General features: G+C 42.6%; 26 protein-coding genes. 9 read left to right on the top strand and 17 right to left on the bottom strand.

The annotated features are described in order from the left end of the window. Positions 1 to 85: 85 nt before the first annotated feature. Both fabZ and mscL read left to right on the top strand, forming a co-directional pair. Positions 86 to 520, top strand: a complete 435-nt coding sequence (fabZ, locus tag MHI11_RS18470; protein ID WP_012011512.1) for a 3-hydroxyacyl-ACP dehydratase FabZ — start codon at positions 86 to 88, stop codon at positions 518 to 520. Between the two features lie 125 nt (positions 521 to 645). Further along, positions 646 to 1,041 (top strand): large conductance mechanosensitive channel protein MscL, encoded by a 396-nt coding sequence (mscL, locus tag MHI11_RS18465; RefSeq protein WP_268485138.1) that lies wholly within the window; start codon positions 646 to 648, stop codon positions 1,039 to 1,041. A gap of 221 nt (positions 1,042 to 1,262) precedes the next feature. On the opposite strand, the gene MHI11_RS18460 is transcribed toward mscL, so the two are convergent. Beyond that, positions 1,263 to 1,673, bottom strand: coding sequence for a YwpF-like family protein (locus tag MHI11_RS18460; RefSeq protein ID WP_003215215.1), 411 nt, complete (start codon positions 1,671 to 1,673; stop codon positions 1,263 to 1,265). Positions 1,674 to 1,790: 117 nt separating this feature from the next. Between MHI11_RS18460 and MHI11_RS18455 the strand changes: the two genes are divergently transcribed. From MHI11_RS18455 to MHI11_RS18445, 3 genes are all read left to right on the top strand, one after another. After that, complete coding sequence (locus MHI11_RS18455) at positions 1,791 to 2,147, top strand: hypothetical protein (protein ID WP_065097885.1); 357 nt, start codon at positions 1,791 to 1,793, stop codon at positions 2,145 to 2,147. Between the two features lie 373 nt (positions 2,148 to 2,520). Continuing rightward, positions 2,521 to 3,381 (top strand): Cof-type HAD-IIB family hydrolase, encoded by an 861-nt coding sequence (locus tag MHI11_RS18450; protein WP_217012704.1) that lies wholly within the window; start codon positions 2,521 to 2,523, stop codon positions 3,379 to 3,381. A 153-nt stretch (positions 3,382 to 3,534) separates the two neighbouring features. Then, complete coding sequence (locus MHI11_RS18445; RefSeq protein WP_340961985.1) at positions 3,535 to 4,323, top strand: PAS domain-containing protein; 789 nt, start codon at positions 3,535 to 3,537, stop codon at positions 4,321 to 4,323. Between the two features lie 68 nt (positions 4,324 to 4,391). Here the strand turns inward: MHI11_RS18445 and MHI11_RS18440 are convergent, their stop codons facing one another. Together MHI11_RS18440 and MHI11_RS18435 are read right to left on the bottom strand one after the other, a co-directional pair. Further along, positions 4,392 to 7,169 (bottom strand): DEAD/DEAH box helicase, encoded by a 2,778-nt coding sequence (locus MHI11_RS18440; protein ID WP_340961984.1) that lies wholly within the window; start codon positions 7,167 to 7,169, stop codon positions 4,392 to 4,394. Beyond that, positions 7,156 to 8,763: an SWIM zinc finger family protein gene (locus tag MHI11_RS18435; protein ID WP_106066112.1), complete on the bottom strand. Its 1,608-nt coding sequence runs from the start codon at positions 8,761 to 8,763 to the stop codon at positions 7,156 to 7,158. Before MHI11_RS18435 ends, MHI11_RS18440 begins: the two co-directional genes overlap by 14 nt. A 186-nt stretch (positions 8,764 to 8,949) precedes the next feature. Here MHI11_RS18435 and MHI11_RS18430 point away from each other — a divergent pair, with 186 nt between their 5' ends. After that, a complete protein-coding gene (locus MHI11_RS18430; RefSeq protein ID WP_003214884.1) occupies positions 8,950 to 9,093 on the top strand; it encodes a hypothetical protein in 144 nt (47 codons plus the stop codon). A gap of 116 nt (positions 9,094 to 9,209) precedes the next feature. Further along, positions 9,210 to 10,529: a UDP-glucose dehydrogenase family protein gene (locus tag MHI11_RS18425; protein ID WP_340961983.1), complete on the top strand. Its 1,320-nt coding sequence runs from the start codon at positions 9,210 to 9,212 to the stop codon at positions 10,527 to 10,529. A 35-nt stretch (positions 10,530 to 10,564) separates the two neighbouring features. Here the strand turns inward: MHI11_RS18425 and MHI11_RS18420 are convergent, their stop codons facing one another. From MHI11_RS18420 to alsS, 5 genes are all read right to left on the bottom strand, one after another. Then, complete coding sequence (locus MHI11_RS18420) at positions 10,565 to 11,098, bottom strand: chromate transporter (RefSeq protein WP_340962347.1); 534 nt, start codon at positions 11,096 to 11,098, stop codon at positions 10,565 to 10,567. Then, complete coding sequence (locus MHI11_RS18415; protein WP_340961982.1) at positions 11,098 to 11,688, bottom strand: chromate transporter; 591 nt, start codon at positions 11,686 to 11,688, stop codon at positions 11,098 to 11,100. Before MHI11_RS18415 ends, MHI11_RS18420 begins: the two co-directional genes overlap by 1 nt. Positions 11,689 to 11,695: 7 nt before the next feature. Further along, positions 11,696 to 12,208 (bottom strand): Lrp/AsnC family transcriptional regulator, encoded by a 513-nt coding sequence (locus MHI11_RS18410; RefSeq protein WP_221450687.1) that lies wholly within the window; start codon positions 12,206 to 12,208, stop codon positions 11,696 to 11,698. A 117-nt stretch (positions 12,209 to 12,325) separates the two neighbouring features. After that, a complete protein-coding gene (gene budA, locus MHI11_RS18405) occupies positions 12,326 to 13,096 on the bottom strand; it encodes an acetolactate decarboxylase (protein ID WP_113767784.1) in 771 nt (256 codons plus the stop codon). 38 nt (positions 13,097 to 13,134) lie between these two features. Further along, complete coding sequence (gene alsS / locus MHI11_RS18400; RefSeq protein WP_044140100.1) at positions 13,135 to 14,832, bottom strand: acetolactate synthase AlsS; 1,698 nt, start codon at positions 14,830 to 14,832, stop codon at positions 13,135 to 13,137. 150 nt (positions 14,833 to 14,982) lie between these two features. Here alsS and alsR point away from each other — a divergent pair, with 150 nt between their 5' ends. Both alsR and MHI11_RS18390 read left to right on the top strand, forming a co-directional pair. Next, complete coding sequence (gene alsR / locus MHI11_RS18395; RefSeq protein WP_126741278.1) at positions 14,983 to 15,879, top strand: acetoin biosynthesis transcriptional regulator AlsR; 897 nt, start codon at positions 14,983 to 14,985, stop codon at positions 15,877 to 15,879. A gap of 65 nt (positions 15,880 to 15,944) precedes the next feature. Next, positions 15,945 to 16,547, top strand: a complete 603-nt coding sequence (locus tag MHI11_RS18390; protein WP_050782684.1) for a flavin reductase family protein — start codon at positions 15,945 to 15,947, stop codon at positions 16,545 to 16,547. Between the two features lie 74 nt (positions 16,548 to 16,621). On the opposite strand, the gene rbsB is transcribed toward MHI11_RS18390, so the two are convergent. From rbsB to MHI11_RS18345, 9 genes are all read right to left on the bottom strand, one after another. Beyond that, positions 16,622 to 17,539: a ribose ABC transporter substrate-binding protein RbsB gene (rbsB, locus tag MHI11_RS18385; RefSeq protein ID WP_340961981.1), complete on the bottom strand. Its 918-nt coding sequence runs from the start codon at positions 17,537 to 17,539 to the stop codon at positions 16,622 to 16,624. Positions 17,540 to 17,552: 13 nt separating this feature from the next. Next, on the bottom strand, positions 17,553 to 18,506 hold the full coding sequence (gene rbsC / locus MHI11_RS18380) for a ribose ABC transporter permease RbsC (protein WP_044140093.1): 954 nt from the start codon (positions 18,504 to 18,506) through the stop codon (positions 17,553 to 17,555). A 1-nt stretch (position 18,507) separates the two neighbouring features. Further along, positions 18,508 to 19,989: a sugar ABC transporter ATP-binding protein gene (locus MHI11_RS18375; RefSeq protein ID WP_216927342.1), complete on the bottom strand. Its 1,482-nt coding sequence runs from the start codon at positions 19,987 to 19,989 to the stop codon at positions 18,508 to 18,510. Positions 19,990 to 20,004: 15 nt separating this feature from the next. Continuing rightward, the gene (gene rbsD, locus MHI11_RS18370; RefSeq protein ID WP_065097896.1) at positions 20,005 to 20,397 is read right to left on the bottom strand and encodes a D-ribose pyranase; all 393 of its coding nucleotides are present in this window, start codon (positions 20,395 to 20,397) and stop codon (positions 20,005 to 20,007) included. Further along, on the bottom strand, positions 20,394 to 21,272 hold the full coding sequence (gene rbsK, locus MHI11_RS18365) for a ribokinase (RefSeq protein ID WP_065097897.1): 879 nt from the start codon (positions 21,270 to 21,272) through the stop codon (positions 20,394 to 20,396). The genes rbsD and rbsK overlap by 4 nt, the downstream gene beginning before the upstream one ends. After that, the gene (locus MHI11_RS18360) at positions 21,269 to 22,255 is read right to left on the bottom strand and encodes a LacI family DNA-binding transcriptional regulator (RefSeq protein WP_044140089.1); all 987 of its coding nucleotides are present in this window, start codon (positions 22,253 to 22,255) and stop codon (positions 21,269 to 21,271) included. The genes rbsK and MHI11_RS18360 overlap by 4 nt, the downstream gene beginning before the upstream one ends. Before the next feature lie 117 nt (positions 22,256 to 22,372). Next, positions 22,373 to 23,515: a Ger(x)C family spore germination protein gene (locus MHI11_RS18355; protein ID WP_340961978.1), complete on the bottom strand. Its 1,143-nt coding sequence runs from the start codon at positions 23,513 to 23,515 to the stop codon at positions 22,373 to 22,375. After that, positions 23,505 to 24,602: a GerAB/ArcD/ProY family transporter gene (locus tag MHI11_RS18350; RefSeq protein ID WP_340961975.1), complete on the bottom strand. Its 1,098-nt coding sequence runs from the start codon at positions 24,600 to 24,602 to the stop codon at positions 23,505 to 23,507. The genes MHI11_RS18355 and MHI11_RS18350 overlap by 11 nt, the downstream gene beginning before the upstream one ends. Next, a complete protein-coding gene (locus MHI11_RS18345) occupies positions 24,592 to 26,073 on the bottom strand; it encodes a spore germination protein (RefSeq protein WP_044140086.1) in 1,482 nt (493 codons plus the stop codon). The genes MHI11_RS18350 and MHI11_RS18345 overlap by 11 nt, the downstream gene beginning before the upstream one ends. Positions 26,074 to 26,614: the final 541 nt, after the last annotated feature.

The raw sequence follows: 26,614 nt of genomic DNA, 5'->3' as shown, positions 1-26,614 counted from the left end.
ACGTTGAAAAATACGAGCATTCATAATATACTTCTATAGGAATCAAATGAAGATCATCGATATAGAAAAAAGGAGAGATCAAGATATGCTTGATGCTCAGCAAATTCAAGACATTATTCCACACCGTTATCCATTCTTATTGGTCGACCGTATTTTAGAGGTTGAAGGAGAGAAAAGAGCGGTTGGGATTAAAAATGTCACAGTGAACGAAGAATTTTTTAATGGTCATTTCCCAGGATACCCAGTCATGCCGGGTGTGCTTATTGTAGAAGCACTTGCGCAGGTGTTTGGGGTCATTATGTTAGGCAAAGAAGAAAACAAAGGGAAAATTGGTTTGTTTGCAGGAATTGACGGATGCCGTTTCAAAAGACAGGTGAAGCCTGGCGATCAGCTTCGTTTAGAGGTGGAAGTGACGCGCCTTAGGGGTCCAGTTGCAAAAGGAAAAGCAGTAGCCACAGTAGATGGCGAAGTGGCATGTGAAGCAGAACTCACATTTTCTATCGGTCCTAAAGTATCATGATTTGCCTGGCGGTTCATCAAGGATGAATCGCTTTTTATATGGAAACAACTAGTCTGAACGGATCAGGACTTGCTTTTTTGACAAAAAAACGTCATATTAGACAAAAAAGATGAAGGTGATAAAAGATGCTGAAAGAATTTAGAGAATTTGCAGTCAAGGGAAATGTCATTGACTTGGCTGTAGGTGTCATCATTGGGGGAGCATTTGGCAAAATTGTCACTTCTCTTGTGAATGATTTGATCATGCCGCTCGTCGGTATTATTATTGGCGGACATGATTTTAGCGATCTATCTATTAAGATCGGATCTGCTCAAATTTTATATGGAAGCTTCATACAAACAGTGATTGATTTCTTGATTATCTCGTTTTCCATTTTTATCTTTATTCGTTATTTGAATAAATTAAAACGGAAAAAGGTGGAGGAAGAAGAGGTTGTAGAAACGCCGGATCAAACGGAAGTTTTACTAACTGAAATTAGAGATCTCTTGAAAAATCAAAGCCAATCGAAAGATGTGCAATAAAAAAAGAGCGGCTAACTCCGCTCTCAGCATGTAGGCAAACCCTCGCATTCGTTGTCAGGTCTGTGCTCTGGTGCTCACGAATATTCAATTCGTTCCGCTCCAGTGCTCGCCCTTTCTAGACTGCAAAGGTTTTCTATCACGCTGAAAGGAAGACAAAGGGCTAAAATAAGATTCATTTTAGCCCTTCGTCAACTATCTAAGAGCGGCTAATCCCGCTCTTTTTATGTGTTTTGTTTAAATGCATCCAGCAGTTTTTCTCCGGAAAGCCCCTCTTTGACGAGGTCTTTAAGTACTTCTTCGGTTTCTGTTCTGTAACGATTTGTAATCATCTTACCATCGAGCAGCACAGAAATGTTTTCTTCTAAAGCAACAATGTTTTTGACTTGGACAGATAGATGAACAGGGCGGTTGTTTTCTTTTGTGATCGTCACAAGAATCTTCACTTCAGTGTGCTGCTGAAAGAGCACCTCAAACACCTGTCTATGTTTCTTTGGAATGAGTGCCTCGATCATCCAGTGATTTTCGCCATCTTCTTTATTAATGATTAAACCGTCACGAAGGGGAATGCTGGACATTTTATCTTGCTTTGGATCAAGTTCGATTTTTAAATCAATCAGCCTAAAGGTTTTCATTTTTTGCACCTCACAAGCGTTCATTATTCGTAAGTATCATTATAGCATACAACATCTGTATAAATGAAACCGCTGCCTGCTTAAAGCGAGCTGCATATGAGTGAAAGGAGATGTTTTATGGAGTCTTATCAATTGCGAAACATACATATTGGCGAGGAGAAGGCAAAGAGCACAATGCGCGTTTATTCGTGGGGAGACATTCTTTCATTTTGTGATGTGTACATGGAAGAAGGTGAGTCACTCACGTTTCAATACGTCACCGAGGATCAAATGGACTACTTTGAATTTCAATTGTCGATTCATGACGGACAGCTTTGTTTTTATTGGTTTGCGTGGGACGGATCTGATTATATTCACATGCCTTCTAGTAATTGGATTCATTCAGACGTTTTTTATCAATTTATGAAAAATAAGTTTTTCATTAAACAAAACAAGATGATGTATTATACTCAAGCGGTAAAAAGCAGAAATTAAAGAGGTAATAGAGAATTTGAGGGGGGGATTTTGTCATTTTCAGGTTTTGTCACATACAACCTTTCTCGGTAGACTAAGGGCAGTTGAAAGGAAAGGAGGTACGGTCTGAATCAAAAGGTAACGTCTAGCATCTGACAGCCCCCCTCTAGCTAAAGCTGATAGACGCTGCCTTGAGCATAAGAACACTGCGTAATAGAACCATCGCTTCTTTGTATAGGTCATGTGTCCTCTTAAATCCCCTTGTGTGTATCCGGTCATGTAGCGTGGCCGGGTACCCTTTTATTCAATGATAAACCGATCACCTCTTGATGAGGGATTTTATCAGCGGTATGATAGCCAAAATGGAGACAAAAAGGAGAGAACGATGACAAACATTCAATTGATTGCAACGGATTTAGACGGAACGTTATTGAATAGTGAACACAAAGTGAGTCGGGAAAATGAGCAGGCATTAAAGGAAGCAGTGGCGAATGGATTGGAAGTTGTCGTTTCAACAGGAAGAGCGTATTTTGATGTGAGGTCTATTTTTGATGGGCTTGGGATGAATACATGGGTGATTAGTGCCAATGGAGCTGTAATTCATGATCCGGCTGGACAAGTATATCATTCAGCTACTTTACAAGAAGAAAAGGCCAAACACATATTGAAATGGCTTGAAGAACGTGATTATTATTATGAAGTTTTTACAAACGAAGCCATTTTCACACCGAATCGTGGTAGAGAGCTTCTGGCGATTGAAATGGATCGCTTAAAAAGTGCAAATCCAGAAGCGGACTTGAGTGTTTTAAAACAAGCTGCAGAAGTACAATATAGTCAGTCAGGTTTTTCTTATATTGATACATATAAAGAGTTGTTTCGTGAGGATCGAAAGCTTTCATTCTACAACATCTTAGGTTTCTCTTTCTTTGAAGACAGATTGAAGGCAGGTTGGAATATGTTTGGTGATGATTCAGATGTCACAATGGTCAGTTCAGCCGATCATAACTTTGAAATTGGTTCAAAGGATGCATCTAAAGGCCAGGCATTAACAAGGCTGGCAGAACGACTTGGTATTCCTTTAAGCCAGACAGCGGCTGTAGGAGACAGTTTAAATGACGAATCGATGCTTCGAGCAGCTGGTGTTGGGGTTGCGATGGGCAATGCGAGACAGGATATGAAAGAAATCGCTGATCATGTCACGTTAACAAATGATGAACATGGTGTGGCGTATATGATTCGGCACCTGTTGAAATAGATGCATCGGATGTCGTTGTATAATCCACATAGGATAAAGCGCATTCTACAAAAGGGGAATTCAGAACTACTTCTATTTACACATGATGTGGAACATCATATAATTTAATGATGAACATAACCCGCTTGTAAGGAAATTAAGGAGAGTAAACGAATGGCGCTGGAATCTTATAAGTCCGAAAATCTGCATTTAATCAAGGAAGCCTTAGATTATACTCAGGTTGGCCTGACGGTGACGGACCCGTCTTTACCTGATAATCCTTTAATATATGTGAACAAGGGCTTTTTAGATATGACAGGCTATCAAGAACCCGAAGTATTGGGGAAGAATTGTCGTTTCCTTCAAGGAAATGAAACAGAGCCAATCTCTCTCCAACAAATTAGAACAGCTATTGAGAACAAAGAGGCTGTCACTGTTCAGCTGAAAAATTATAAAAAATCTGGACAGATGTTTTGGAATGAGTTAAGTGTAGCTCCTCTTTGGATTGATGAAAATGAAGGGGAACGTCTTTATTTCGTTGGTCTGCAAAAAGATGTCACGAAAGAGAAGGAACAGCAGGAGCTTCTTGAGCAATCAATTGATGAAGTGCTGAACATTTCTGTTCCCATTGTTCCTGTGAAAGATGGTATTTCTGTGTTACCGATCATTGGTACGTTAACAGCGCCAAGATTTGATAAGATTATCTCCACAGTCTCCACCTATATCTCTCAATCCAAGGACGATTATTTTATTGTCGATCTGTCTGGTTTATTAGAAGTCGATTCATTTGTGGCAGATGCGATCTTTAAGCTGAATGATTTGATTTTAATGACAGGTACGGAACTCATCGTGACAGGAATTAAACCGAACCTTGCGATGAAAATGGGAGAAATGAGAGAAGACTTCCGTGAATTGAATACGTATATGAACGTGAAATCTGCATTGAAAAAACTGCACATTTAACCTATGTTCATATGAAATGAAAAAAGAGGACTTTTCATCATGTTGAGAAAGTCCTCTTTTTGCTTGGATTAAGATGATTGAGCGGCGGCACTTAATGTGAATAAATCTTCTAGTTCGTTTGTCGATAGCTCTGTAATCCAGCTTTCACTTTGGATAATTTGATCATTTAACGTTTGCTTTGTTTCGAGCATTTGATCGATTTTTTCCTCGATCGTGCCCGTTGTGATCATCTTATGGACGTGAACAAATCGTTTTTGTCCGATCCGATAAGCACGGTCGGTCGCTTGGTTTTCCACAGCAGGATTCCACCATCTGTCGTAGTGAATGACATGGTTTGCGGCGGTTAGGTTAAGTCCTGTTCCTCCTGCTTTTAAAGAGAGAATTAAGATGTTGAATTCTTTCTTCTGGAAGCGGTCCACCATTTTATCCCGCTCCTGTTTGGACAGACTGCCATTTAAAAATTGAACTGGTTCTCCAAACATCTTTTCCGCCAGCTGCTTGATCATGTTCCCCATTCCAATATACTGCGTAAAGATGAGGCAGCTTTCTCCTTGCTCGTGTATTGCTTTTAACAGCTCTGCGAGTTTATCCATTTTTAATGAACGTTTCAGCAGTTTCACATCGGCTCCACTCTCTTTTAAATAGAGAGCCGGGTGATCGCAAATCTGTTTGAGTCTGCCGAGCATACTTAAAATAATGGCTTTCCGCTGCATTCCTGTTAACGAAGCCATGTGTTCGAATGTATCCTTCACGAGCTGTTCATATAAAGAAGCCTGCTCAGCGGATAGCGGAATGAATTCTTTTTCTTCGAGTTTCTCAGGCAGGTTCAGGGCGACCTCTTCATCTTGCTTTGTTCGTCTTAATAGGAAAGGCTTAATCAGTTGCTGTAGCTGTTCAATTCTTTTTTCATCACGGTCTTTTTCAATCGGCAGAACGAATTTCTTATGAAAGCTCGTTAAGCTGCCGAGATATCCTTTGTTGACGAAGTCAAAAATGGACCAAAGCTCTGTTAAACGGTTTTCCATAGGTGTCCCGCTAAGGGCAATGTGATGCTGCCCTTTGAGCTGTCTGATCGCTCTCGATTGTTTCGTATGGGCATTCTTAATGTTTTGGGCTTCGTCTAAACAAATCGTATCCCACTTTGCTGATGTTATTTCATCACGATCAGAATGTGAGAGTCCATAAGACGTCAGGACAACATCTGTTGACTCGTATGCCTTTGTAAAGTGTTCCCCTTGAGGACGCGATGGCCCGTAATGCAAGGCAACATTCAAGTGTGGTGCGAAGATTTCAAGCTCTCGCTGCCAGTTTCCTAAAACAGAGGTCGGTGCAATGATGAGAGATGGAGCGGCATTTTGCTCCTGCTCCTTCAAATATGTGAAATACGCAATCATTTGAATCGTTTTTCCAAGCCCCATATCGTCTGCTAAACAAGCCCCAAATCCATGAGATCTTAAGAATAACAGCCAGTTGACACCATGCTGCTGATACGGCCTGAGTGTGCCTTTGAAGGACTCACTCATTTCGTATGAAGGCAGTTCATGCGTATCATTTAACTGATGGACAAGCCCTCTTAATTGAGACGAAAGTTCAAATTGAATATGTGCAAATGCTGAGCTGTCTAGCAGCTCTGGAATCGATTCAGAGGATGCTTCTTGATCTGCCAGTTCACGTGACAAAATATCAGACATGTGTAGCCCTTCATTTTCGGCACGCTCCATCCATTTTTTCATTTGCTGGATGAAGGTTGGATCGATTTTGATCCATTGTCCACGAATATTGACAAGGCGCCGTTTACTTTGGACAAGCTCGTTGAACTCATCTTCTGTCAGCTCGATGCCGTTTGTAGCGAAGCGCCAATTAAAGTCCATCAAGGCATCCATTCCGACATGTGACTCGCCTCTTGGGGTAGAGGAAATCCTTGCTTTTAGCATCATGGTGCTTTCTTTGACAATTTGCCACCACGATGGGAGTAGGATCTCAATGCCCATATTCACAAGTGTTTCACTAGCTTCAGATAGGAAGAGCCACGCTTCGTCTTCTGACATGAGCGTGGTGCCAGATGTGAAAGAGAGCCAAGGAACAATTTGACCGAATCGCTCCAGCTCTCTTGAGATTTTATCTTGATACGGATGCCAAGACCTTTTCAATGAACGGATGCCTTCAAAAAAGTGAAGGTCGCTGTTTTTCTTATCACGCAAAAACAATTCGATTTTCCAATCATCTCCGTCGAAATCCGGTTCATTTAAACGCAAGCCGACAGTGAAAGGTGTGTCGTCATCAATCCAGCCAATCGTTTCCAAGAAATCCTGCTCATCTAAAAAATGTCCTTGGAAGGATGAGAGCGCAGGCGATTGTTCTGTCATGCGGTTCCATTTGTGCTGTAAGGCATCATCATATTGAATATAATCCTGTACGGTAAAGGAGAACCACTCAGCCGTATAGCCATCTAATAGTCCTTCTTTGTCTTTAAAACGAAGCACACCTTTTGTCCACGCCTCGTAATCGGGAATGAAATCTTCATCCTCGATGAATTCATAAATGGTGGAGGCTGTCTTCATCAGTGGTTCCGTTTCATCGGTTAGTGTCACATGACTAAAGGTATTAAACGAATTTTTTCCTAGCAGTTCGACGGTCATCCAAGGGCTTAGCAGGAAGGCAGGTGTGCCAATAAAGCTTACATCTTCTAAAAATGTTCCGTAAAAAGACGATTCGTGCCATTGGAAAAGCTGCCTCTTCATTTCATTAAGCGGAACAGGGTGTCCGTCCTCTGCTTGGGCTGAAATGGTGAAAGAGAAATCTTCTGTTTGTTCTGCATGAATGACAATTTGTTTATGGCGTGTCATCAATTAATTTTCCTTTCTTCATTTCCTCTTGGAACGCACGCAGCCGTTTCGTTGAATCCTGTAGCTGCTTTACATATCTTTCCCAAATCGCAGTTTTTTTCGTTTTATGATAAAGCGTGCGCAGTTTTTTTAGCATTTTCACAGATTCTCGATAAGCACTTCGATTCTTTTGATCGAGAAGCTGTGAGATTTCACGGTGATATGATGGAATGAGCGCTTCAGGCTCCTCTTTTGCAATTTGTTTGATCAGATCCTTCTCCAGTTCACTGATGGAGAAACCAACAAGGCTGTGAATCTCAATCCATTCTGCATAACGCTGCTGTGCATATAAGAGCTGACTATATTCAGTAAACGCATAGGGCATGCAGATTTGGAGGTAGCGTTCATATAAATGATGATCCTTTGTCTGCTTAAAGTATGCGTCTAAATAGAAGAAGAAATCACTAACGGCTCCTCGTAGTTCTCTATAGGAAAGGTCGAGCTGGCAATATTCTTCTAAAATATAGGTGATCTCATGATACCAGAGCTTGAGCCGCTTCCAGTCCTTGCGGTTTGTCAGGTCCTTCAGCCAATTGAGCACATTTGGCAGCATATCTGCATTGAGCAGCTTTAATTGCTGAAAAAGGCTATCGTCTTCTTTCATTAAATAATCCATGTGCATCAGTCCGATGGTACGTTCAACCGTTTGCTCTTGCTGCTGAGCATTCTTTAGTAATTCTGTTTCTTTTTTAACCCATTTCCCTCTATTTAATATGGTGCCCCAAATCTCCATAAAGACCGCTACTCGTTCATGCTGGAAAGGTCCGTTTATTTGAAGAAGTGTCCGAACGGCAGTTGGTGTGTTTTCAAGAAACGGATCGAGGGAAAAGGAAAGGGCGTATGTCTTCAAGTGATCCACTGAATCGAAAATGGTGTTCATGAGTTGTTCTACATATGGATTCATGGAATAAAAGTCCTTCTCGGCATCAAGCTGGCCAAGGTCGATTAATTCATGAATCCTTAACCACACATCGATTGACGTATGAATCGCATACAAACTCTTGAATTCAGGAGAATGAGGTGCGTGTTTTTTTAGGATCGATAAATAGCCATAATACAAATGCTGCGGTGTTTGCTGGTGCTTTGGTGTCCGTTTCAGCCAGAGGTTAAATTCCTCTTGGAAAAAATTCAACCAGCTTTGGAGTGATTGTTCGTCTGGGCGCTTCACTTGGAAGTGCTGACGAATCAATTCTTTGCTGCGCTGTAATTCATCTTTTTCTGACCAATTTTCTGTAAATCCAGTCACACTCTCCACTTGAGCGTATAGCGAAAAGAAGACAGCGAGAATGTGTTTACAAAGTCCATCTGCCGGACATGAGCAGCTGCTTCTCACAGGAAACAGCACATGAAGATGGACTCTTGCTGCCACGACATCATGTACATAAGCTGACCATTCCGTATCAGATTCTTGCTTGAGACGATATACACTGTCCTGTCTATAAGTAATCAATGCTTTTTTGATGAGTTGTTTGTTTTCATCTGTTGCAGGAAGAAGTTCTTTGATCTGTTCGGCTGTTTGTTTGATTTCTTCCTCGTTGATGTTGTGCTGAAGCATTTGATCCGCTCCTAACCAAGTAAAAGATTCCAATTCTTTTATTATAGCTCAATGGTGATTTATAAAAAAGTTTTTCATGAAAATGGTCATAAATTTCAAAAGCTGTCGAATGATGTATTAGAGTATTGCATAAACCAACCATACAACATATAATAATGAAATTAGTGGAATCGAAAGGATACAGACATGGATAATAAGGGTTTGAATCAAGAAGAGTTTTTAAAAATTTTGATGTACGCTCATGATATTGGTGAGAATTCAAATGATGTCACCACAAAAGAAATGCTTGAAAATCTGATTGCTCATATTCGAAATGGTCTTGTTTCATAAAAGTGACCCCCTGCTAGTGATGGCAGGGGGTTTTTGTATGCTTTTATGAATGGAACGAAAGCTCCCAGCATACGATGTCATTACAAGCATAAGGCGTATGGGGAGCTGATGGTGTCATGAATATTGCAATTGCAGGCTGTGGATATGTGGGACTGGTCACAGGTGTGTGTTTAGCGGAGTCAGGGCACAATGTGGCGTGTATTGATATTGACCGGAGAAAGGTCATGCAGTTGAAACAGGGACATCCACCAATGCATGAGCCGGGATTAAAAGAACTGCTGAAACGCAATCTTGAGCAAGGACGAATTCAATTTCACATAAATGGAGCGGCAGCCTACCCGCGGGCTGATGTGTTAATGATTGCGGTCGGCACCCCGCAGCAGGCAGATGGCCAAGCTGATTTACAATATGTGTTTCAAGCTGCAAAGGAAATGGGCACAAAAGCGAAATCTGGTGCGGTTCTTGTGGTGAAAAGTACGGTGCCTGTTGGAACGGGTGATCAAATCGAACGGATGATCCATCAAGAATTAGGACGGAATGAGCCATTATCGATTGCATCTAACCCAGAGTTTTTACGAGAAGGCTCTGCCATTTCAGATACATTGAGGGCAGATCGGCTTGTCATTGGGGCTGAAACAAAAGCTGTATTAGATCGGCTCGAGGAGATGTATGCTGATTTCCATTTGCCAGTGGTCAAGACAGACCGAAAAAGTGCAGAAATGATCAAGTATGCATCAAATGCTTTCCTTGCGACCAAAATCAGCTTTATGAATGAGATTGCCTCCATTTGTGAAAAAACAGGTGCTGATGTTGAATGGGTGGCGCAGGGAATGGGGCTCGATCAGCGGATTGGTTCTTCATTTCTCAAGGCGGGGATTGGCTACGGAGGTTCTTGTTTTCCAAAGGATACAAATGCACTTGTCCAAATCGCAGGGCATGTGTCGCATGATTTTGAGCTGTTAAAGGCTGTTATCAAAGTAAACAATGAGCAGCGAGCCGGTTTTATCCGAAGTATTCAGGAGAGACTGGGATCAAATCTTGAAGGAAAGCGAATTGCACTTCTTGGCCTTGCTTTTAAACCGAATACAGACGATATGAGGGAGGCGCCGTCGGTTCCAATTGCTCATGAACTCGATCAATTAGGCGCGGAGCTTGTGGCGTATGATTCTGTTGCCGCACGCAATGCCGCTCGTGAGCTACCTGAAAAAGTCGTGTTTGCTCATACGATTGAAGAAGCGCTAAAGGATGTCCATGCAGCTTGTATATTAACAGAGTGGACAGAAATTCAGACGTTTCCGCTTACGTCCTATAAGGAATGGATGAGACAGCCGCTTATTTTCGATGGGCGAAACTGCCATACGCTTGAAGCGGCAGAACAAGCAGGAGTCGAATATCATTCGATTGGGCGTAGACCGGTTTCTCCAATCTATATGTAAAAGAAAACCGATAACAGGTCATGTTATCGGTTTTTTTAATGCGGCAGAATGAATCCGCCATATAAAAAGGCAGCCACAATGAGAAAGGCGGGGTGCATTTTGAATTTAGTCATAAAGAAAAAGGAGATCGCGGCAATGGCGAGCGACTGTGTCCAGCCAATGGCTTTCACTGCATCTCCTCCGATTTCCCATGTTAATAAAAGCATCATCATCGCAATGACAGGCTGGACGGATAAGGTCATGCCTTTGACGACAGGGGATTGACGAAAGCGGTCAATCAGCTTGAGCAATAAAATCAATCCAATGGCTGATGGCAGTACAGTTGCAAGCAGTGCCACAATAAAGCCTGGCCAGCCCATGACGTCATAGCCGACATATGCCGCGATTTTTGTCGCAATTGGTCCTGGCAGTGCATTGGCTAAAGCAAGCATATTGGAAAATCCTTCGTTCGTCATCCAATGAAAATGGTTGACGATTTCTTCATAATTCAGCGGAATTGATGCAGGTCCTCCGCCATATCCTAATAGATTGGACAAGAAGAATGCCCAGAATAAAAAGAGAACCAGCATCATGAAGACACTCCTTTCTCTTTATTTGGTCGGTTCCAGCGTTGTTTCAGTTTGAAATGAAAAGCGCCATAGCATAAAAAGATGATAACAATGATTCCTGGATGAATGGACAGCACCTGCAGCCCGATAAAGGCCACAAGGAACAGAGCGATCCCGAAGATCATTCCGAAGCCTTTCAGCGTTTTTTGTCCAAACTCGTATGCCATGATCCCGAGCAGCACGGCAATGACTGGTGTCACGGCGCCAATCATATTTTGAATGATTTGTGAGGAGCTTAAGACGCTGACAAGTGTGACGAGTGCCACCATGGCGAGACATGTCGGTAAAATATGGGCAACTGTTGAGACAATTGCGCCGGATACGCCCTTCAATCGATAGCCGAGATATGCTGACATTTTGGTCGCGATCGGACCTGGTAATGCGTTGGCGATGGCGAGTGTTTCTCCAAATTCGTCATCATTGATCCATTGATATTTCACTACCGTTTCATGGCGAATGAGTGGTATGACGGAAGGACCTCCGCCAAAACCGAGAATACCTGTTCGCACCATAGCGATGATGAGTTCGATATATGATTGCAAGTGCTTCAACTCCTGTCTACAATTTCATGCCCATTCGGCTTTTGTATCGTTTAATGAGCATTTGGCAGTCCACACTCACGACGCCTTCTAGCGGGTACAGTTTTTTTGTCAAGAATGTCTCCATTTCCTGTTCATTTTGAAAAATGCCATGCATATGCAGCTTGCTTGGCCCTGTCATGTGATAAAGGCTTGTGACAGCTGTTTCCTGCTCAAGCTGAAGGGCGACTGCTTCTAAAAATTTCGGCTCAACCTCTACATTAAAGAAGACAGAAACATGAATGCCGATCTTAGCAGGATTGATGACCGTTGTGAATCGTTCGATGACACCTGCTTCAATTAGCTGCTGAATACGGGCTTGCACAGCAACACGTGAAAGACCGACTTGTTTCCCGAGATCTGTATAGGACATACGCCCGTCCTCATGTAATAGGGATAAAATTTGTTTATCCCGTTCGTCTAATGTTAGGTTCGGAATGCTATAGTCGTTTGCCACCGTATGACCACCTTTCTTTTGTTGATATTTTAACATATTTTATTACGAATAGAATGAGTGAATCTCAATTTTATAACGAAATGAAATGTAATGAGGTGATGAGTGTTCTTTTTGCATAAAAAGACACCCCGGAAGCACCGGGGTGTCTTTATTTTATTGATCTGGGCTGCTTTCTGCACTGGCAATTTGCTGTGCGAGGTCAGCTCGATCAATGTCTGCTTGGAAGAATTCCTGCGTATTTGGCAGATGTAAATTCATATGACGTTTTTGAGAAATTCGGATGGTCACTTGATCAACGGTGTAATCAAATACGTGTCCGCCGACACTTCGATCGTCATCAATGAAATGAAGATGATATCCACTCACCGCAATGCCATGTGCGTACTGCGGTGTACGGAAACCAGCGATCGTTCCTTGAATTTCCTCGAAATCGAAGATGGGCTGTGACTTGACTGCTTCCACCATCGGAACGTAAGGTTTTTCCTGTTTTTCGACCGTACGGGTTTGAACCTTTTTGAATGATCCATCAATGCGGATTGCATAAAACACATTCTTGCTTGGTAAAATGCGGTCGATTTCTTCTTCTAGCTCTTTGCTCGTCATGGCTGCATCAATTCGATGAACGATATCTGTTTCAAAGAATGCTAGAGAGCAGAAGGGTGAATAATCTTGATCTGTTACCGGTGTCGCTGTTCCATCTGAGCGCAGTCGATAAAATGCGCCGTCAAAGCCGATCAGCTCTCCATCTAATTGATTGAATGTACCAATGCCGAAATCACCGTGCTCGGGAATTTGTGAAAGGGAGAAATCTCCATCATATACGGCTTCCAGCAAAGAGGTCATCGTCGATACTTGATAGACCTCTTGCTGTTTGTCATGTTGTCTTGTGTCGCTGTGTTGATTCATTGGGTGCATCATACCCATATCCGCTCACTCCTTTGGTGTAATGTATGGACATCTTATCAGACGTTCAATGTGTGTGTTTCACGAAAGACTTCTGGCCATTTTTGACTGGCGAGGTCTGGGTTGTCTTGATAGTCAATCGGAATATCAATAATAACGGGTCCTTCTATGTTTATACCCTTTTGGAGGACAGTTGAAAGCTCTTCAGGTGAGTTAACCCGTAATCCAGTCGCTCCAAAGCTTTCCGCATATTTCACTAAGTCGATCTGTCCGAATTCAACGCAGGATGTGCGGTCATATTTCATTTCCTGCTGAAATGCCACCATGTCGTATGTGCTGTCATTCCAAACAAGGTGAACAAGATTTGTTTTCATGCGGACGGCTGTTTCTAGCTCCATTGCAGAGAAGAGAAAACCGCCATCACCAGAGACCGAAATGATCTTTTCATCTGGATTCAATATGGAAGCCGCAATGGCCCATGGTAATGCGACGCCTAATGTTTGCATTCCGTTGCTCACGAGGAATGTGTTCGGCTCATAGACGCGGAAGTGACGCGACATCCAAATCGCGTGAGACCCGATATCACATGTGACCTTCGTGTCATCAGGAATCAGGCGTCTTAATGTATGAATGACATCCAGCGGGTGAGATAGATGACTTTCTCTTTCTGGTGCTTTTTCAATGTCGCTTAACAGCTCCTGCAATTCAGTGACGAATTCAATTTGTTCTTTGCATAGAGAAAGTGGAACACTGTCATGGGCTAGATGTTTAACGGTTTCAGCTATATTGCCAACAAGCTCAAGTGCCGGCTCATAAAAATGGTCAATATCTGCCTGGATGTCATCGACATGGATGATCTGTCGCTGCTTCGGCTGAATATTCCAATGCTTCGGATCGTATTCAATTGGATCAAAGCCGATGGTTAAAAGGACATCTGCTTGTTCAATGAGAAGATCCCCCGGCTGATTTCGGAATAAACCGATTCTGCCTACATATTGAGACTCAAGCTCTCTTGAGAGAACGCCGGCTCCTTGGTACGTTTCGACAAATGGAATTCCAAGTGTTTTCAATAATGTTCTTGTAGCCTTTGCAGCAGCTGGACGACTTGCTTTCATTCCCACAATGGCAACAGGTAAGTGTGCATTTTGAATTTTGGCGATAGCCGAGCTGATGAGAGCATCCGGTGCAGGACCTAGTTCTGGAGAAGGGTGAGCAGACACTGGTATTTGTGTGGTGTGTTCTGTCACGACATCTTGTGGAAAGCTGATAAATGCTGCTCCAGCCTGCCCCTTTTGTGCCGCGCGAAAAGCATTTGTTAAGGCTTCGGGTATATTATGAACGTCTTGTACTTCAACACTGTATTTTGTGACTGGTTTGAATAATGCCGCATTGTCGAGTGATTGATGTGTTCGTTTCAGCCGATCCGCACGAATGACGTTTCCAGCGATTGCGACAACAGGATCACCTTCTGTATTGGCTGTTAATAGACCTGTTGCTAAATTAGATGCGCCAGGACCTGATGTGACGAGACAAACACCTGGTTTGCCGGTTAAGCGGCCGACAGCAGCTGCCATAAAGGCGGCATTTTGTTCGTGTCTGCATAGGACAAGCTCTGGACCTCTGTCTTTTAATACATCAAATACGGCGTCAATTTTGGCACCTGGAATTGCAAAAACATGGGTCACACCTTGAGCAATCAGCGTATCAACAATCAATTCTGCTCCTCGTCTTGTTAGGGGTTGTGCTTGAGAATTCATTTACCCCGCACTCCTTTCGGCAAGTAAAATTTTTTATGAAAATATATTTTCATGATATGATTTACTATACATTTCAAAATGGAAAATTTCCAATATCTGTTTAACGTGGTTTTAATATGTTTCACGAATAAGTGTGCAAGGGGTGAAAGGATGGAACTGAGACATTTGCAATACTTTGTCACAGTAGCAGAGGAGCTGCATTTTGGCAGAGCAGCCGCACGGTTGAATATGACACAGCCTCCACTTAGTCAGCAAATTAAGCAATTTGAAGAAGAATTGGGGTTTCCTTTGTTTCACAGGTCGAAGCGAGTGGTGGAGCTAACAGCTGCTGGAAAGGTCTTTTTACATGAGGTGCGGGGTGTGCTGCATCAGCTTGATAAAGCCGTTGATCATGCCCGGCATACAGCAAGAGGAGAGCTGGGAAAAATCATCATAGGGTTTGTTGGAACAGCGACGTATGATATTCTGCCGCCAGTTGTACGCGAATTCAGAGAGCTGTATCCCTCTGTCAGTATTGAGCTGAAGCAGCTTTCTGTTCCGCAGCAGCTAGGAGCGCTTTTAAATGGGGAGATTGATATCGGTTTTTTACATCCTACATCTCCTCATGAAGAACTGGTCAGCCGTTTGATGAAGCAAAGTGAATGTATTTTTGCGATTCCGAAAAATCATCCGCTGGCGAAAAAAGAGGCGGTCACGATCGAAGATATTCGTCATGAACCGATTATTTCTTTATCACATGAATCATGGCCGTCCCTTTATCAACACTTTGTCCTGCTATGTGAAAAGTACGGATTTTCTCCAAATATTGTGCAGGAAGCGGCGGAATATCAAATGGTGATTGGCTTAGTCACAGCTGGTGTCGGTATCGCAGTTATTCCAAAATCAGCCCGGCGTTTATTTAATCTAGATGTTGTGTATCGGTCCATGGAAGGTGAACAGCTTCTGGCAGAATGGACGATTTCCTATAGACGAGAAAATCATAATCCGGCTTTATTTCATCTTGTCCACCATATCCTGCATCGCACCGAGCCTGAATCAGAGGCATAGAAAAAGAGGTATGGTATGATGTCGATACACCAAAAGGAGGCGTGTCTGAATTGATTACGTTGCAAATGGATCAGCTATCAAGAAAAGAAGCATATAAATTATTATCGGGTTCTATTGTTCCACGACCGATTGCGTTTATTACAAGTCTGTCTAAAGACGATGTTGTCAATGCCGCACCATTTAGTTTCTTTAATGTCATCAGCGGACACCCGCCGCTCCTCGCAGTTTCTATCGGACGACGCGAAGGTCAGATGAAAGACACAGCGCAGCATATGATTGACAGAGGAGAATTTGTAGTCCATGTGAGTGATGAAGCGATAATAGAAGATATTAATGAAACAGCTGCTACGCTGCCACAGGATGAGAGTGAGCTGGATCGAACCGGTCTTCATCAAGTAAAGAGTCATGTCGTGTCAGTGCCGGGCATTCAGGAAGCGCGTATTCGCTTTGAATGTCAGCTTGAAAAGCATCTTACCTTTCAAAATGATGAAGGGGAGATCACGGTCGATCATATCATTGGCCGGGTTGTGTGTGCGCATTTAGATGAGGCTGTTTATGATGCGGAAAAAGGATATGTTTCGACTCATGAACTAAAGCCAGTCGCACGTTTAGCGGGAAATGATTATGCCCATTTAGGGACGTCATTTGTGCTAAAAAGACCAGAATGAAATGAAAAGAAGACAAAGGACTAAAGCCCTTTGTCAACCATCTGTACCCCCGAGGGAAGTCGGGGGTTTTGTGTTTATTTTTTCTGTTCTAGTTTCAGTGGAGCTGCGATGTTCTTTTCTACTTTTTTCCCTTTTAAGACGTCGCTTGCAGCGCCGACTGCCAGTTTCCCGATTAGCTCTGGCTGCTGGGCGACTGTTGCGGATAGTTTTCCTGCTTTGATCGAGTTGAGAGCATCTTCGTTTCCGTCAAAGCCAACGACGATTATGTCTTTTCCAGAGCTTTGAATCGCTTCTAGAGCGCCAAGTGCCATTTCATCATTGTGGGCAAAAACGGCTTTGATGTCAGGGTTTCCTTGAAGGAGGTTTTCCATGACGTTCAACCCTTTTGTCCGGTCGAAGTCAGCCGCTTGTTTTGCTGTCACTTTTAGATCCTTATCTGCTATTTGATGGAATCCTTTTCCGCGCTCACGTGTAGCGGAAGCGCCTGGTACACCTTCTAATTCAGCGACTTTAGCGCCTTTTCCAACCTTGTCGATAATAAAGTTAGCTGCCATTTCGCCGCCTTTGACGTTATCTGAGGCAACAAGCGCTTCTACTTTTCCGCTTTCAGCTGAGCGGTCTAATGTGATGACAGGAATATCTGAAGCATTCGCTGATTCAACAGCAGTTGAGATGGCAGACGAGTCCGCTGGGTTGATAAGCAATGCGTCGACCCCTTGCTGAATTAAATCTTCTACGTCACTTGTTTGTTTCGCTGAATCATTTTGTGCATCTGCAATGACGACTTCGATGCCAAGCTTTTTCGCTTCTTTCGTCACCCCGTTTTTGAGAGAAACGAAGAATGGGTTGTTTAAAGTTGAGATCGAGAGACCGATTTTGATGTCTTTTTTCTTCCCATCTTTTGTTGATTTGGCCCACTCTGGTGGTTCTAGCGAGCAGGCAGAAAGCATGAATAATGAGAGAGTCAGAATGAGAATGAGATATTTTTTCATAGCAGCTGCCTCCTTAAGCAGATTTCTTTCTGTCTAGTAGGACTGCAATCAAGATGACAATCCCTTTCACAACAGATTGATAGAATGATGATACACCAAGTAAGTTCATACCATTGTTCAGGACACCGATGATGAGCACCCCGATCAGTGTGCCGACAATTCGTCCTCTTCCGCCAGACAGGCTTGTCCCGCCAAGTACAACAGCAGCAATCGCATCAAGCTCATAGGACGTACCAGCTGTTGGTTGAGCTGAGTTTAGGCGAGAGGTTAAAATGGCACCTGCTAAAGCAGACATGAAACCTGCCAATGAATAAATCATAATTTTTACGCGTGGTACTTTGATTCCTGAAATGAACGCAGCTTTTTCATTTCCGCCGATGGCATACGTTCTTCTGCCGAAAGGAGTTTTATGAAGAAGCACCCAAAGTACGATAAAGGTGAGAAGCATCGTGATCGCTGGAACAGGAATGCCTAAGAAATACCCGCGGCCGAATAACTGAAAGGCATAGTTAGAACCGAGTCCTGTAATCGGGTTTCCATCTGTATAAACAAGTGTTAACCCTCTGAAAATCGTCATCGTGGCAAGTGTTGCGATAAAAGGAGCCATTTTTCCTTTTGTGATTAAAAGACCGTTGACCATCCCAAGAATAGCGCCGATGATACAGCCAACGATAATAGCTAAAATCGGGTCCATACCAGACACGATAAATCCGGCAGTCAGTGCACTAGAAAGTGCTAAAATGGCACCGACAGACAAATCAATTCCTCCGGTTAAAATAACAAACGTCATACCAAAGGCAATGAGGGCATTAATGGAGATTTGTCTCAGTAAGTTTAAGATGTTTAATGGCTCTAAAAAGGCCGGGTTTAAAATAGAAACAATGGCAACAAGGATGATGAGTCCTAAGAATGGCCCAAGCTTTTGCATGATGTTGTCAAATCGTCCATTTGAAGTAAGTGGTTTCATGTTACTTCCCTCCTGTAGCTAGTGTCATAATTCGTTCTTGTGTTGCGTCTGCTTTATTTAATTCGCCGCTGATGGTTCCTTCATGAATGACAAGCACTCGATCGCTCATCCCTAGAACTTCTGGGAGCTCAGAGGAGACCATTAAAATGGCGACACCTCGATCAGTCAGTTCATTCATTAACTGGTAGATTTCTCGTTTCGCTCCGACGTCGACACCTCTTGTCGGTTCATCTAAAATCAAGACCTTTGGCTGGATGCCGATCCATTTGGCGATGACGACTTTTTGCTGATTTCCACCAGAGAGACTTCGAGCAGAGATTTCAGAGGAAGCCGTTTTAATCGTCAATCTTTTGATGAGCAGGTCAACAAAATCCTGTTCGTTTTTCTTATCGATCAGTCCTTTTGGAGAGAAGCTTTCTAAGTTTGGCAGACCAATGTTTTCTCGAATGGATGCATCCAGCATAAGTCCTTCATCTTTGCGATCCTCTGTGATAAAGCCGATGCCAAGCTTGACGGCATCACTTGGTTTTTTAATGATAGCCTTTTTTCCATGAACCCAGATTTCACCTTGATCAAGAGGATCAAGACCAAACAGCGACCGCATCATTTCGGTCCTGCCAGCGCCCATTAAGCCTGCAACACCGACGATTTCTCCAGCTTTAACGGAGAAATTGATATCTTGAAATTGTCCTTTTCTTGTCGCTTGCTTCACCTCAAGGATAGTATCTCCTAGAGAAGGCGTTCTCTCAGGGTATCGATCTGTTAATTCGCGGCCGACCATTTTTTTGACCACCTCATGGAAATTCGTTTCAGGTATGGCTTTCGTATCGACCGTTTTCCCATCGCGCATGATGGTAATCCGGTCACAAATCGCAAAGATTTCCTCCATACGGTGAGAAATATAGACGATGGATACGCCTTCCTTTTTGAGAGATTCAATGACCTGAAAGAGCTTTTCAATCTCACGGTCCGTTAGAGCTGCTGTTGGCTCATCCATGATGATGACCTTCGCTTCCGTCATTAATGCCTTTGCAATCTCAATCATCTGTTTTTGTCCAACAGAGCAGCTGCCTGCCTCTTGATCAAGCGAGAGGTTCACAGACAATCGGTCCAGCTGGCTTTGGGCAAGAACCTTCATTTTCTTTGTGTCTAGCAATCCAAATTTCGTATAGATTTCTTTCCCGATGAATAGGTTTTCCAAGACGGTCATATCTGGCCATATGTTGAGCTCTTGATGAATAAAGGCGATACCGTGTTGTTCCGCTTCCTTCGGATTTTTGAAAGCGATTTCTTTCCCGTCGATATGAATCGTTCCCTGGTCTAATGAATAAAGACCTGTGAGCAGGTTCATTAAAGTTGATTTTCCTGCGCCATTTTCACCCATGAGCGCGTGAACCTCACCTGTGACGAGGTCAAAGGAGACCCCGGAAAGAACGGTGTTTTTTCCAAAGGCCTTATGGATGTTATGCATCTCAATGTTCATATCTGGCTCCTCCTTTTAAAAGATGACACCGGCATGAAGAATGCAGTTTGCGTATGGGGTGGCTTCACCCGTGCGAATGACTGCTTTTGCCTGTTTGGTCATGTCTTTGAACGTCTCGTGGTCTACATCATGTAATGGGTGTGAGAACGCTTTCTTTAGAAATAGATGATCTCGCTCATTGGCTTCTTTGATTTCACTAGCTACAGTAATGTGTTCAACCGCCATTTCTTGAAGAAGGAGGGAGGTGACCTCCTGAAAGGACGGTGTGCCGATTGATAGTGCCAGGTCGATTTTGACTGGACCTTCTGGAATAGGCAGGCCGCAGTCTGCGATGACGATTGTATCTGTATGACCAAGGTCAGCAAGTACCTTGGCGATATGACTGTTTAAGATGCCGTTTTTTTTCATTTTTTTCTCTCCAGTTCTTCTCTTGTTGGCATGCCGCCTTGTGCACCGAACTTGGTGACAGACATTGATGCTGCAAGGTTAGCGAATGCAAGTGCGTCATAGAGAGAGTTGCCTTCTGTTAAGGCGACAGCCAAGGCTCCGTTAAAGGTATCGCCTGCTCCTGTTGTATCAACTGCTTCGACTGGAAATCCTGGGACTAGCACTTCTTTCAATCCGTCAAAATATCGAACCCCATTTTTCCCTTCTGTAATCAGTAATTTGTTAGGGTATTGACGCAAGGCGTCTTCATTTGGGAGTCCATTAAACATGAGAACAGCCTCGTGCTCATTCGGTGTAATATAGGCAGCCTGGTCTAAAACTTGATGCGATACTTTGCGGGCAGGTGCAGGGTTTAAAATCACAGGGATTTCTTTTTCACTGCAAATGGCGCAGACAGCTTCGACCGTTTCTTCAGGTATTTCCTGCTGAATGAGCACTATTCCAATATCATCTATTGTAGAAAGTGCTTCTCTTACATAGTTAGGAGTGACCTCGTCATTTGCCCCTTTGACCACGACAATGCTGTTATCACCTTCTGCTAAAATGATATGAGCCGTGCCGCTTTCCATTTCGGTAACCGGTTTCATATATGAGGTGCGGACCCCTTGATCTTGTAGATTGCTGAGAATATCTTGACCATAGGCGTCATCACCGACTCGGCCGACCATGTATACATCAGCTCCGAGTCTGGCACTGGCGACTGCTTGATTGGCGCCTTTTCCGCCTGGGACGGTTTTAAATGATTCGCCTAACACTGTTTCACCGGCATTTGGTCGTTTATTCGAAGTGACGACTAAATCCATTGAACAGCTTCCTACTACGACAATATGACTCATTGTGAATCCACCTTTCTTGTGGTCTCTCGTTCAATAAAAGAGACGGGCATTTGGATAACTGGTTGATCTATAGGTTGTTTCTGAATCGCTTTGATTAACAGCTGTGCCGCTTCTTTTCCCATCTCATAGGCAGGCTGCCTAATCGTTGATAGGGAAGGGAAGAGCAGCTCGCTTTGCGGAATATCATCAAACCCAATGATTTGAACATCCTCTGGAACGGCTTTTCCGATCCGAAGTGCTTCGTGAATGACCGCTGTTGCGACGATGTCGTTACTGGCAATGATGCCATCTGTTTCAGGGTACAGCTGGAAAAGAGCCTTGGCACTCTTACGGGCTTCTTGAAAAGAAAATGAAGCATTAGACATCACATGGAAGTCGACACCCTTTTCGGTCAGTACATCGAGTGCACCCTTGAATCTCTGCCTCGCTGTTTGAAGGTGGGCAGGTCCTTTCAGCAGTGTGATCTGCCGGCTGCCGCGCCTGATTAATTCCATTGCAGCCATTTTCCCGCCAGCTGCAGTATCTGCAGATACAGAAGGTGCATGTGGAACGGTTCGATCTAAGAACACAACCGGCAATTCATCATCATTGTATATATCTGATTCAGGTTCGTTTGTGACAGCGATGACACCGACTACTTGATTTTGTTTAAATGTTTGTAAATAAGCCAATTCCTTTTCTCGATCTTCATCACTGTTTCCGAATAATAACCGAAAACCTTGCGCATGAATCTCATCCTCTACGCCTCTAGCAAGCTGAGGAAAGAAGGGGTTTGTGATATCAGGCAAGATCAAACCGATTAAGCGGGATTCTCTTTTGAAAAGGGATCTAGCCACTTCATTGGGAAAGTAGTTCAGCTCCTGCATCGCTTGTGTCACGCGAATTTTCGTATCTGAATGGACATATCCAGTATCGTTCAGTACGCGTGAAACAGTGGCAACAGACACTTGTGCAGCTTTTGCAACATCTTTAATTGTAGCCAATGGAGTGCCTCCCTTCGTGAATGTGTAACCGTTTACACAAATAGATTATCATGAAAGCTTTTAAATGACAATCTTAAAAAAATAAAAAAAGAAAAGAAAGATGACATCTTCCTTTTCTTAACTAATAATCCCTGTTTCTGTAATATTCACTTTGATTTTTGGGATAATTTTTACATTTGGATAATCCGTAACCCAGTTCATTTTCATGAATTCATCATAGTGTCTTACACGATATTTTCTGCCTAGGCTAAGGACGTCAGAGTTTGCTTCTTGCAGGGAGGCCACGACTTTTTCTGCTTCTTTTGTCAAAATTGCGGAAAGCCTTTTGTTGAGCATTTTAATTTTTTTATCTGTGTCTAGATTATCTTTCGGGTATTCAAGGACAGAGGTCGTGAATTCATACTCAAGAGAAAAGGTTAAGTTTCGATGGTCAGGATTGATAATGTTGATGTCTCTCTTTGAATCTGTCACTTGAATGGTGATGTAATTGTTCTCCTTTGATTTCATATCACTTCTTACTTTTTTAGTGAAGTTCGCATATTTGCCCATATTCTCGTCCATGACAGTGAGAAGAATGGCATCTTGTCCGTACAGCTCACCTTTCTTTTTCTCATTATCAAATAGGGCTACGCCTTTTACACTCGTTAGTTTTTTCTCTTGATCATAGTAGAGTAACGGCAGTGTGAAATCCTCTCCGGTTTGCAGCATTTTGGAACGAATGCTTTGCATGTTTTTAGGTGCTACTTGGGAGGATTGAGATGCAGTGGTGATGAGGTTATTTAAATAATCGCTCACAATGACCTTTTCCTTGAGGAGCTGGTTGATTAATTCCACACAGGTTCCCCCCTGTACCACTGCAAGATTGGCGAGCAAAGGACTTTTTGGATCTCGATAGAACATATCTAAATAGGGGAGAAGGCTATTTTGAGCAAATTCATCACCGATTAGCATGACTCGCATTTTTGATATATCAATTTTTTGATCGACAATTCGGCTGAAGTTGGTTCTTGCTTTTCTTAATGTAGGAGCTTCAGTTGTAAGAACAGTGGTTAAATAGCTGCCTGTATTTCCTTGCGCCATGCTTTGAGACTGCTGCACTTTACGATAGGTGATGGAGAACTTCGCATTGTCGTCTTCTCCTTGATCAACCGTAGACGTTAACACAAGAGACATATTTTTTAATAAGTTTTGATCCCAGCAGCCAGGCATGAAGATAAGCGATATACACATGAGGAGCGTCAGCGAAAACTTATGACGCATGCGATTTCACCTTCCCTTTAAGATGTTTGATAAAAATGATGATGGCCATAATGATCGGCAGTGTGTAAATAACTGAAATTTGAGCAATGGTCGTAAAGTCGTTAAAGCGCTGTATTCTAAAGTTATCGCTTGCGAGAAAACAGCAAGCCGCGTAGATGAAAATGGCAAAATAATAGACATATTTTTTATGCTCTTTTTTATTAAGTAGGCTCGCTAGGCCATTGGCACAGAAGTGAAGGTAATTGCTGAGTGTGGCAAGAATGACAAACACCCAGAAACTTAGAAAAATTAAATCTGTTCGTTCAATGATTCCGAATGTAATGGTCTTTAATAGATAAAGCACAGGATTTGGAATGATATCAAGCTCAATCGGGCTGAAGAACATAAAACAAATCAATGTAATAAATAGGTAGAAAAGCGTCGTGCATATATTTGAAATCGTCATGACCTTATACCGTTCTTTGATGGAACCTTTCATGAATGGAGAGATGATGAGAATCATTTCAAAGCCGTTCATCGAGAGCACCACATCTTTCAATCCAAGCTGGAACTGAGACAAATCCGTCTGGAAGAAAGGCATGAGGTAGTCAATATTGGTTCCTTTTAACGAATAGAACATGAGTAAAGACAACATGAGCAAAAAGGGGGTTAAGATAAAGTTAAACCTGACGACCGCTGTGATTTTTTCTTTTGCGATGTAGATGATAGAGATCGTCAGCAATAAATTAATGACCCAGTTTGGCGTAAGTGGCAGTACCCATATACCAAGTATTCTGGTGAAAATTGAGAGAACAACAATGCAGATCGAGGCAAAATAAACTGTATAAAGCCCGATTAAAATATGCCCTATCCATTTCCCATAGACTTTGATTAATGCTTGGAAGAACGATATGTCAGGATATTTTTGAATGATATAAATGAAAATGGTATTGATGATTTGAATAAATACGCCGGCTAAGATAATCGCCATCCAGCCATCGTGCCCCATATCTTTCATCAGCAAATGGGGAAGTGCTAAAATCCCAACACCAATTTGAGATTGGATGAGAAAAAAGACCGCTTGAGATGGAGATATTTTATTTTTCATTTTTCTTTTCCCATCCTCTCAATTGTTCAATTTGTTTTTTCCTTTGCGGATTTAAATAAACAGGACGCTGTTTGTACATCCACATAGGTAGTCGAATGACGGTGTCCTTTAAATCCTGCCAGTTAAAAGGTGTAACAGGTGATAAGTACGGTACACCTAATGATTCTAGGCGGCATAAATTCATGAGGACGATGGCAAGGCCAAATGAAATGCCGATAAAGCCAAACATTGACGCCATGAACATGAGCGGAAAACGCAGCATCCTGATGGTAGACGTCATTTCAAATGAAGGAAGGACAAAGGAAGCAACGGCAGTCACGGCAACGACAACGATAAGGACATTCGAGATGAGTCCTGCTTGTACTACCGCATCCCCAATGACCAAACCGCCTACGATCCCAATGGTCTGCCCGATGGGTTTTGGCAGACGCACCCCGGCTTCCCGTATGAGTTCAATGGTAATTTCCATCAGCATGGCTTCGATTAAAGGAGGGAAGGGAATCCCAATAATAGAATTCTTCATGGTCACGGCGAGTTCATCAGGGACCACCTCATAATGAAACCCAATCACGGCGATATAAAAAGATGGTAGTATGACTGCGATGATGCAGGCGAGATAACGCAAAATACGGATAAATGTAGCTGGAATCCAGCGGCTATTATAATCATCTGGTGATTGAAAGAAACTAAAAAAGGTGACAGGAAGAATAATTGCCATAGGGCTCCCGTCCATCAGCACTACAATACGACCTTCAAGAATGGCAGATCTCACCTTATCAGGACGTTCTGTATCAATCAGCTGCGGAAAAATAGAAAATGAATCATCTTCGATCGCCTCAACAATAGAACCAGGACTAATCAGCGTGTCTACTTTAATAGAAGAGATCCGTCTGTTTACCTCTTCTACCTTTTCCTGATTCGCTACATCAGAAATATAAACAATCGCAAGCTTTGTTTCTGATTTTGTACCGACCTTATGGTACTGAATGGCGAGCTTCCGATCATTTAAGTGAGAACGCAGTAAATATATATTCGTATCCAAACTTTCCACAAATCCATCATGAGCACCCGCAATGATGCTTTCTGAAGAAGGCTCAGAAATAGAGCGAAGCGGCGGCTGCCCGACAGCAAATAATTTGATCTGCGAGGAATTTTCATCAAGAAAGGCAATGCTTCCTGCAATAATACTGTCAGTGATCAGAGTCAAGTCGCCTGTTTCAAGCGTACTAAGAGACTTTGTATAATCTTGTTTTCCAGGAGGACCTAACAAGTTACCGATAATAAAGTTGTTCAGTTTGCCTTCATCAATTCTTGTTTTAATAAAAAACAGGACAGATTTCGTTTCATTCACCATTAACTCTCGGTATTCAAAATCGCCGCTTTGCTGAAATGTTTTTTTCAGAATCCGGATTTTTTCCTCGAAGCTGCCTGATAAAAAATGCAACCGTGTTTGCTCATTGCTGTTTGGCATCTTTAGCCTCCTCTCACAGATTTTTTAACCTTAGTGTAAGCGGGGAAGCTGATTTTATTCGTCGCCTTTGGGGAAAGCATGACATGAATTGACAACTTTCAACTAAAATCATATTAAAAATGTTAAGAAATGATGAATCTTGATAAAAACAAATGAATAATGTTTCATTGTGTAGGTCATAAGGATCGAATATCGTAAAGAACAGGCATTTCGAAATGATCAATAGTTTACATATTATCCCGATTTTTCGTGACCTGAAAATAAGCATATGACTTGATTTTTTATGAGGTGACCTTTGTCATAGGTCAACGTGTAGCGTTCTGACCGATGAAGATGACTTTCTAACCTGTTCCTTCAAAAATCGAAAACATTCCAAAACACGCACTATTCATTTAAAGCGCTGATACGACTGATGTTATAGAGTTTAAAGGGCTTTAAAACATTGATTCAAAATACATCTTAACAATTGTCAAAAAATTTAGGGAGAAAAGGACAAAAGATTTTTCGATGCTTGATGGTAACGCTTACTCTTGATTGAAGC

The sequence above is a fragment of the Bacillus sp. FSL K6-3312 genome (assembly GCF_038007485.1).
GTDB classification, from domain to species: Bacteria; Bacillota; Bacilli; order Bacillales; family Bacillaceae; genus Bacillus; species Bacillus pumilus.
This window is presented reverse-complemented; position numbering and strand designations above follow the sequence as displayed.

Bases quoted from the DNA above. Each gene is read 5' to 3' on its own strand.
- fabZ (WP_012011512.1), top strand. From the start codon at position 86: ATGCTTGATGCTCAGCAAATTCAAGACATTATTCCACACCGTTATCCA.
- mscL (WP_268485138.1), top strand. From the start codon at position 646: ATGCTGAAAGAATTTAGAGAATTTGCAGTCAAGGGAAATGTCATTGAC.
- MHI11_RS18460 (WP_003215215.1), bottom strand. From the start codon at position 1,673: ATGAAAACCTTTAGGCTGATTGATTTAAAAATCGAACTTGATCCAAAG.
- MHI11_RS18455 (WP_065097885.1), top strand. From the start codon at position 1,791: ATGGAGTCTTATCAATTGCGAAACATACATATTGGCGAGGAGAAGGCA.
- MHI11_RS18445 (WP_340961985.1), top strand. From the start codon at position 3,535: ATGGCGCTGGAATCTTATAAGTCCGAAAATCTGCATTTAATCAAGGAA.
- MHI11_RS18440 (WP_340961984.1), bottom strand. From the start codon at position 7,169: ATGACACGCCATAAACAAATTGTCATTCATGCAGAACAAACAGAAGAT.
- MHI11_RS18435 (WP_106066112.1), bottom strand. From the start codon at position 8,763: ATGCTTCAGCACAACATCAACGAGGAAGAAATCAAACAAACAGCCGAA.
- MHI11_RS18430 (WP_003214884.1), top strand. From the start codon at position 8,950: ATGGATAATAAGGGTTTGAATCAAGAAGAGTTTTTAAAAATTTTGATG.
- MHI11_RS18425 (WP_340961983.1), top strand. From the start codon at position 9,210: ATGAATATTGCAATTGCAGGCTGTGGATATGTGGGACTGGTCACAGGT.
- MHI11_RS18420 (WP_340962347.1), bottom strand. From the start codon at position 11,098: ATGCTGGTTCTCTTTTTATTCTGGGCATTCTTCTTGTCCAATCTATTA.
- MHI11_RS18410 (WP_221450687.1), bottom strand. From the start codon at position 12,208: ATGTTAAAATATCAACAAAAGAAAGGTGGTCATACGGTGGCAAACGAC.
- budA (WP_113767784.1), bottom strand. From the start codon at position 13,096: ATGGGTATGATGCACCCAATGAATCAACACAGCGACACAAGACAACAT.
- alsS (WP_044140100.1), bottom strand. From the start codon at position 14,832: ATGAATTCTCAAGCACAACCCCTAACAAGACGAGGAGCAGAATTGATT.
- alsR (WP_126741278.1), top strand. From the start codon at position 14,983: ATGGAACTGAGACATTTGCAATACTTTGTCACAGTAGCAGAGGAGCTG.
- MHI11_RS18390 (WP_050782684.1), top strand. From the start codon at position 15,945: ATGGATCAGCTATCAAGAAAAGAAGCATATAAATTATTATCGGGTTCT.
- rbsB (WP_340961981.1), bottom strand. From the start codon at position 17,539: ATGAAAAAATATCTCATTCTCATTCTGACTCTCTCATTATTCATGCTT.
- rbsC (WP_044140093.1), bottom strand. From the start codon at position 18,506: ATGAAACCACTTACTTCAAATGGACGATTTGACAACATCATGCAAAAG.
- MHI11_RS18375 (WP_216927342.1), bottom strand. From the start codon at position 19,989: ATGAACATTGAGATGCATAACATCCATAAGGCCTTTGGAAAAAACACC.
- rbsD (WP_065097896.1), bottom strand. From the start codon at position 20,397: ATGAAAAAAAACGGCATCTTAAACAGTCATATCGCCAAGGTACTTGCT.
- rbsK (WP_065097897.1), bottom strand. From the start codon at position 21,272: ATGAGTCATATTGTCGTAGTAGGAAGCTGTTCAATGGATTTAGTCGTC.
- MHI11_RS18355 (WP_340961978.1), bottom strand. From the start codon at position 23,515: ATGCGTCATAAGTTTTCGCTGACGCTCCTCATGTGTATATCGCTTATC.
- MHI11_RS18350 (WP_340961975.1), bottom strand. From the start codon at position 24,602: ATGAAAAATAAAATATCTCCATCTCAAGCGGTCTTTTTTCTCATCCAA.
- MHI11_RS18345 (WP_044140086.1), bottom strand. From the start codon at position 26,073: ATGCCAAACAGCAATGAGCAAACACGGTTGCATTTTTTATCAGGCAGC.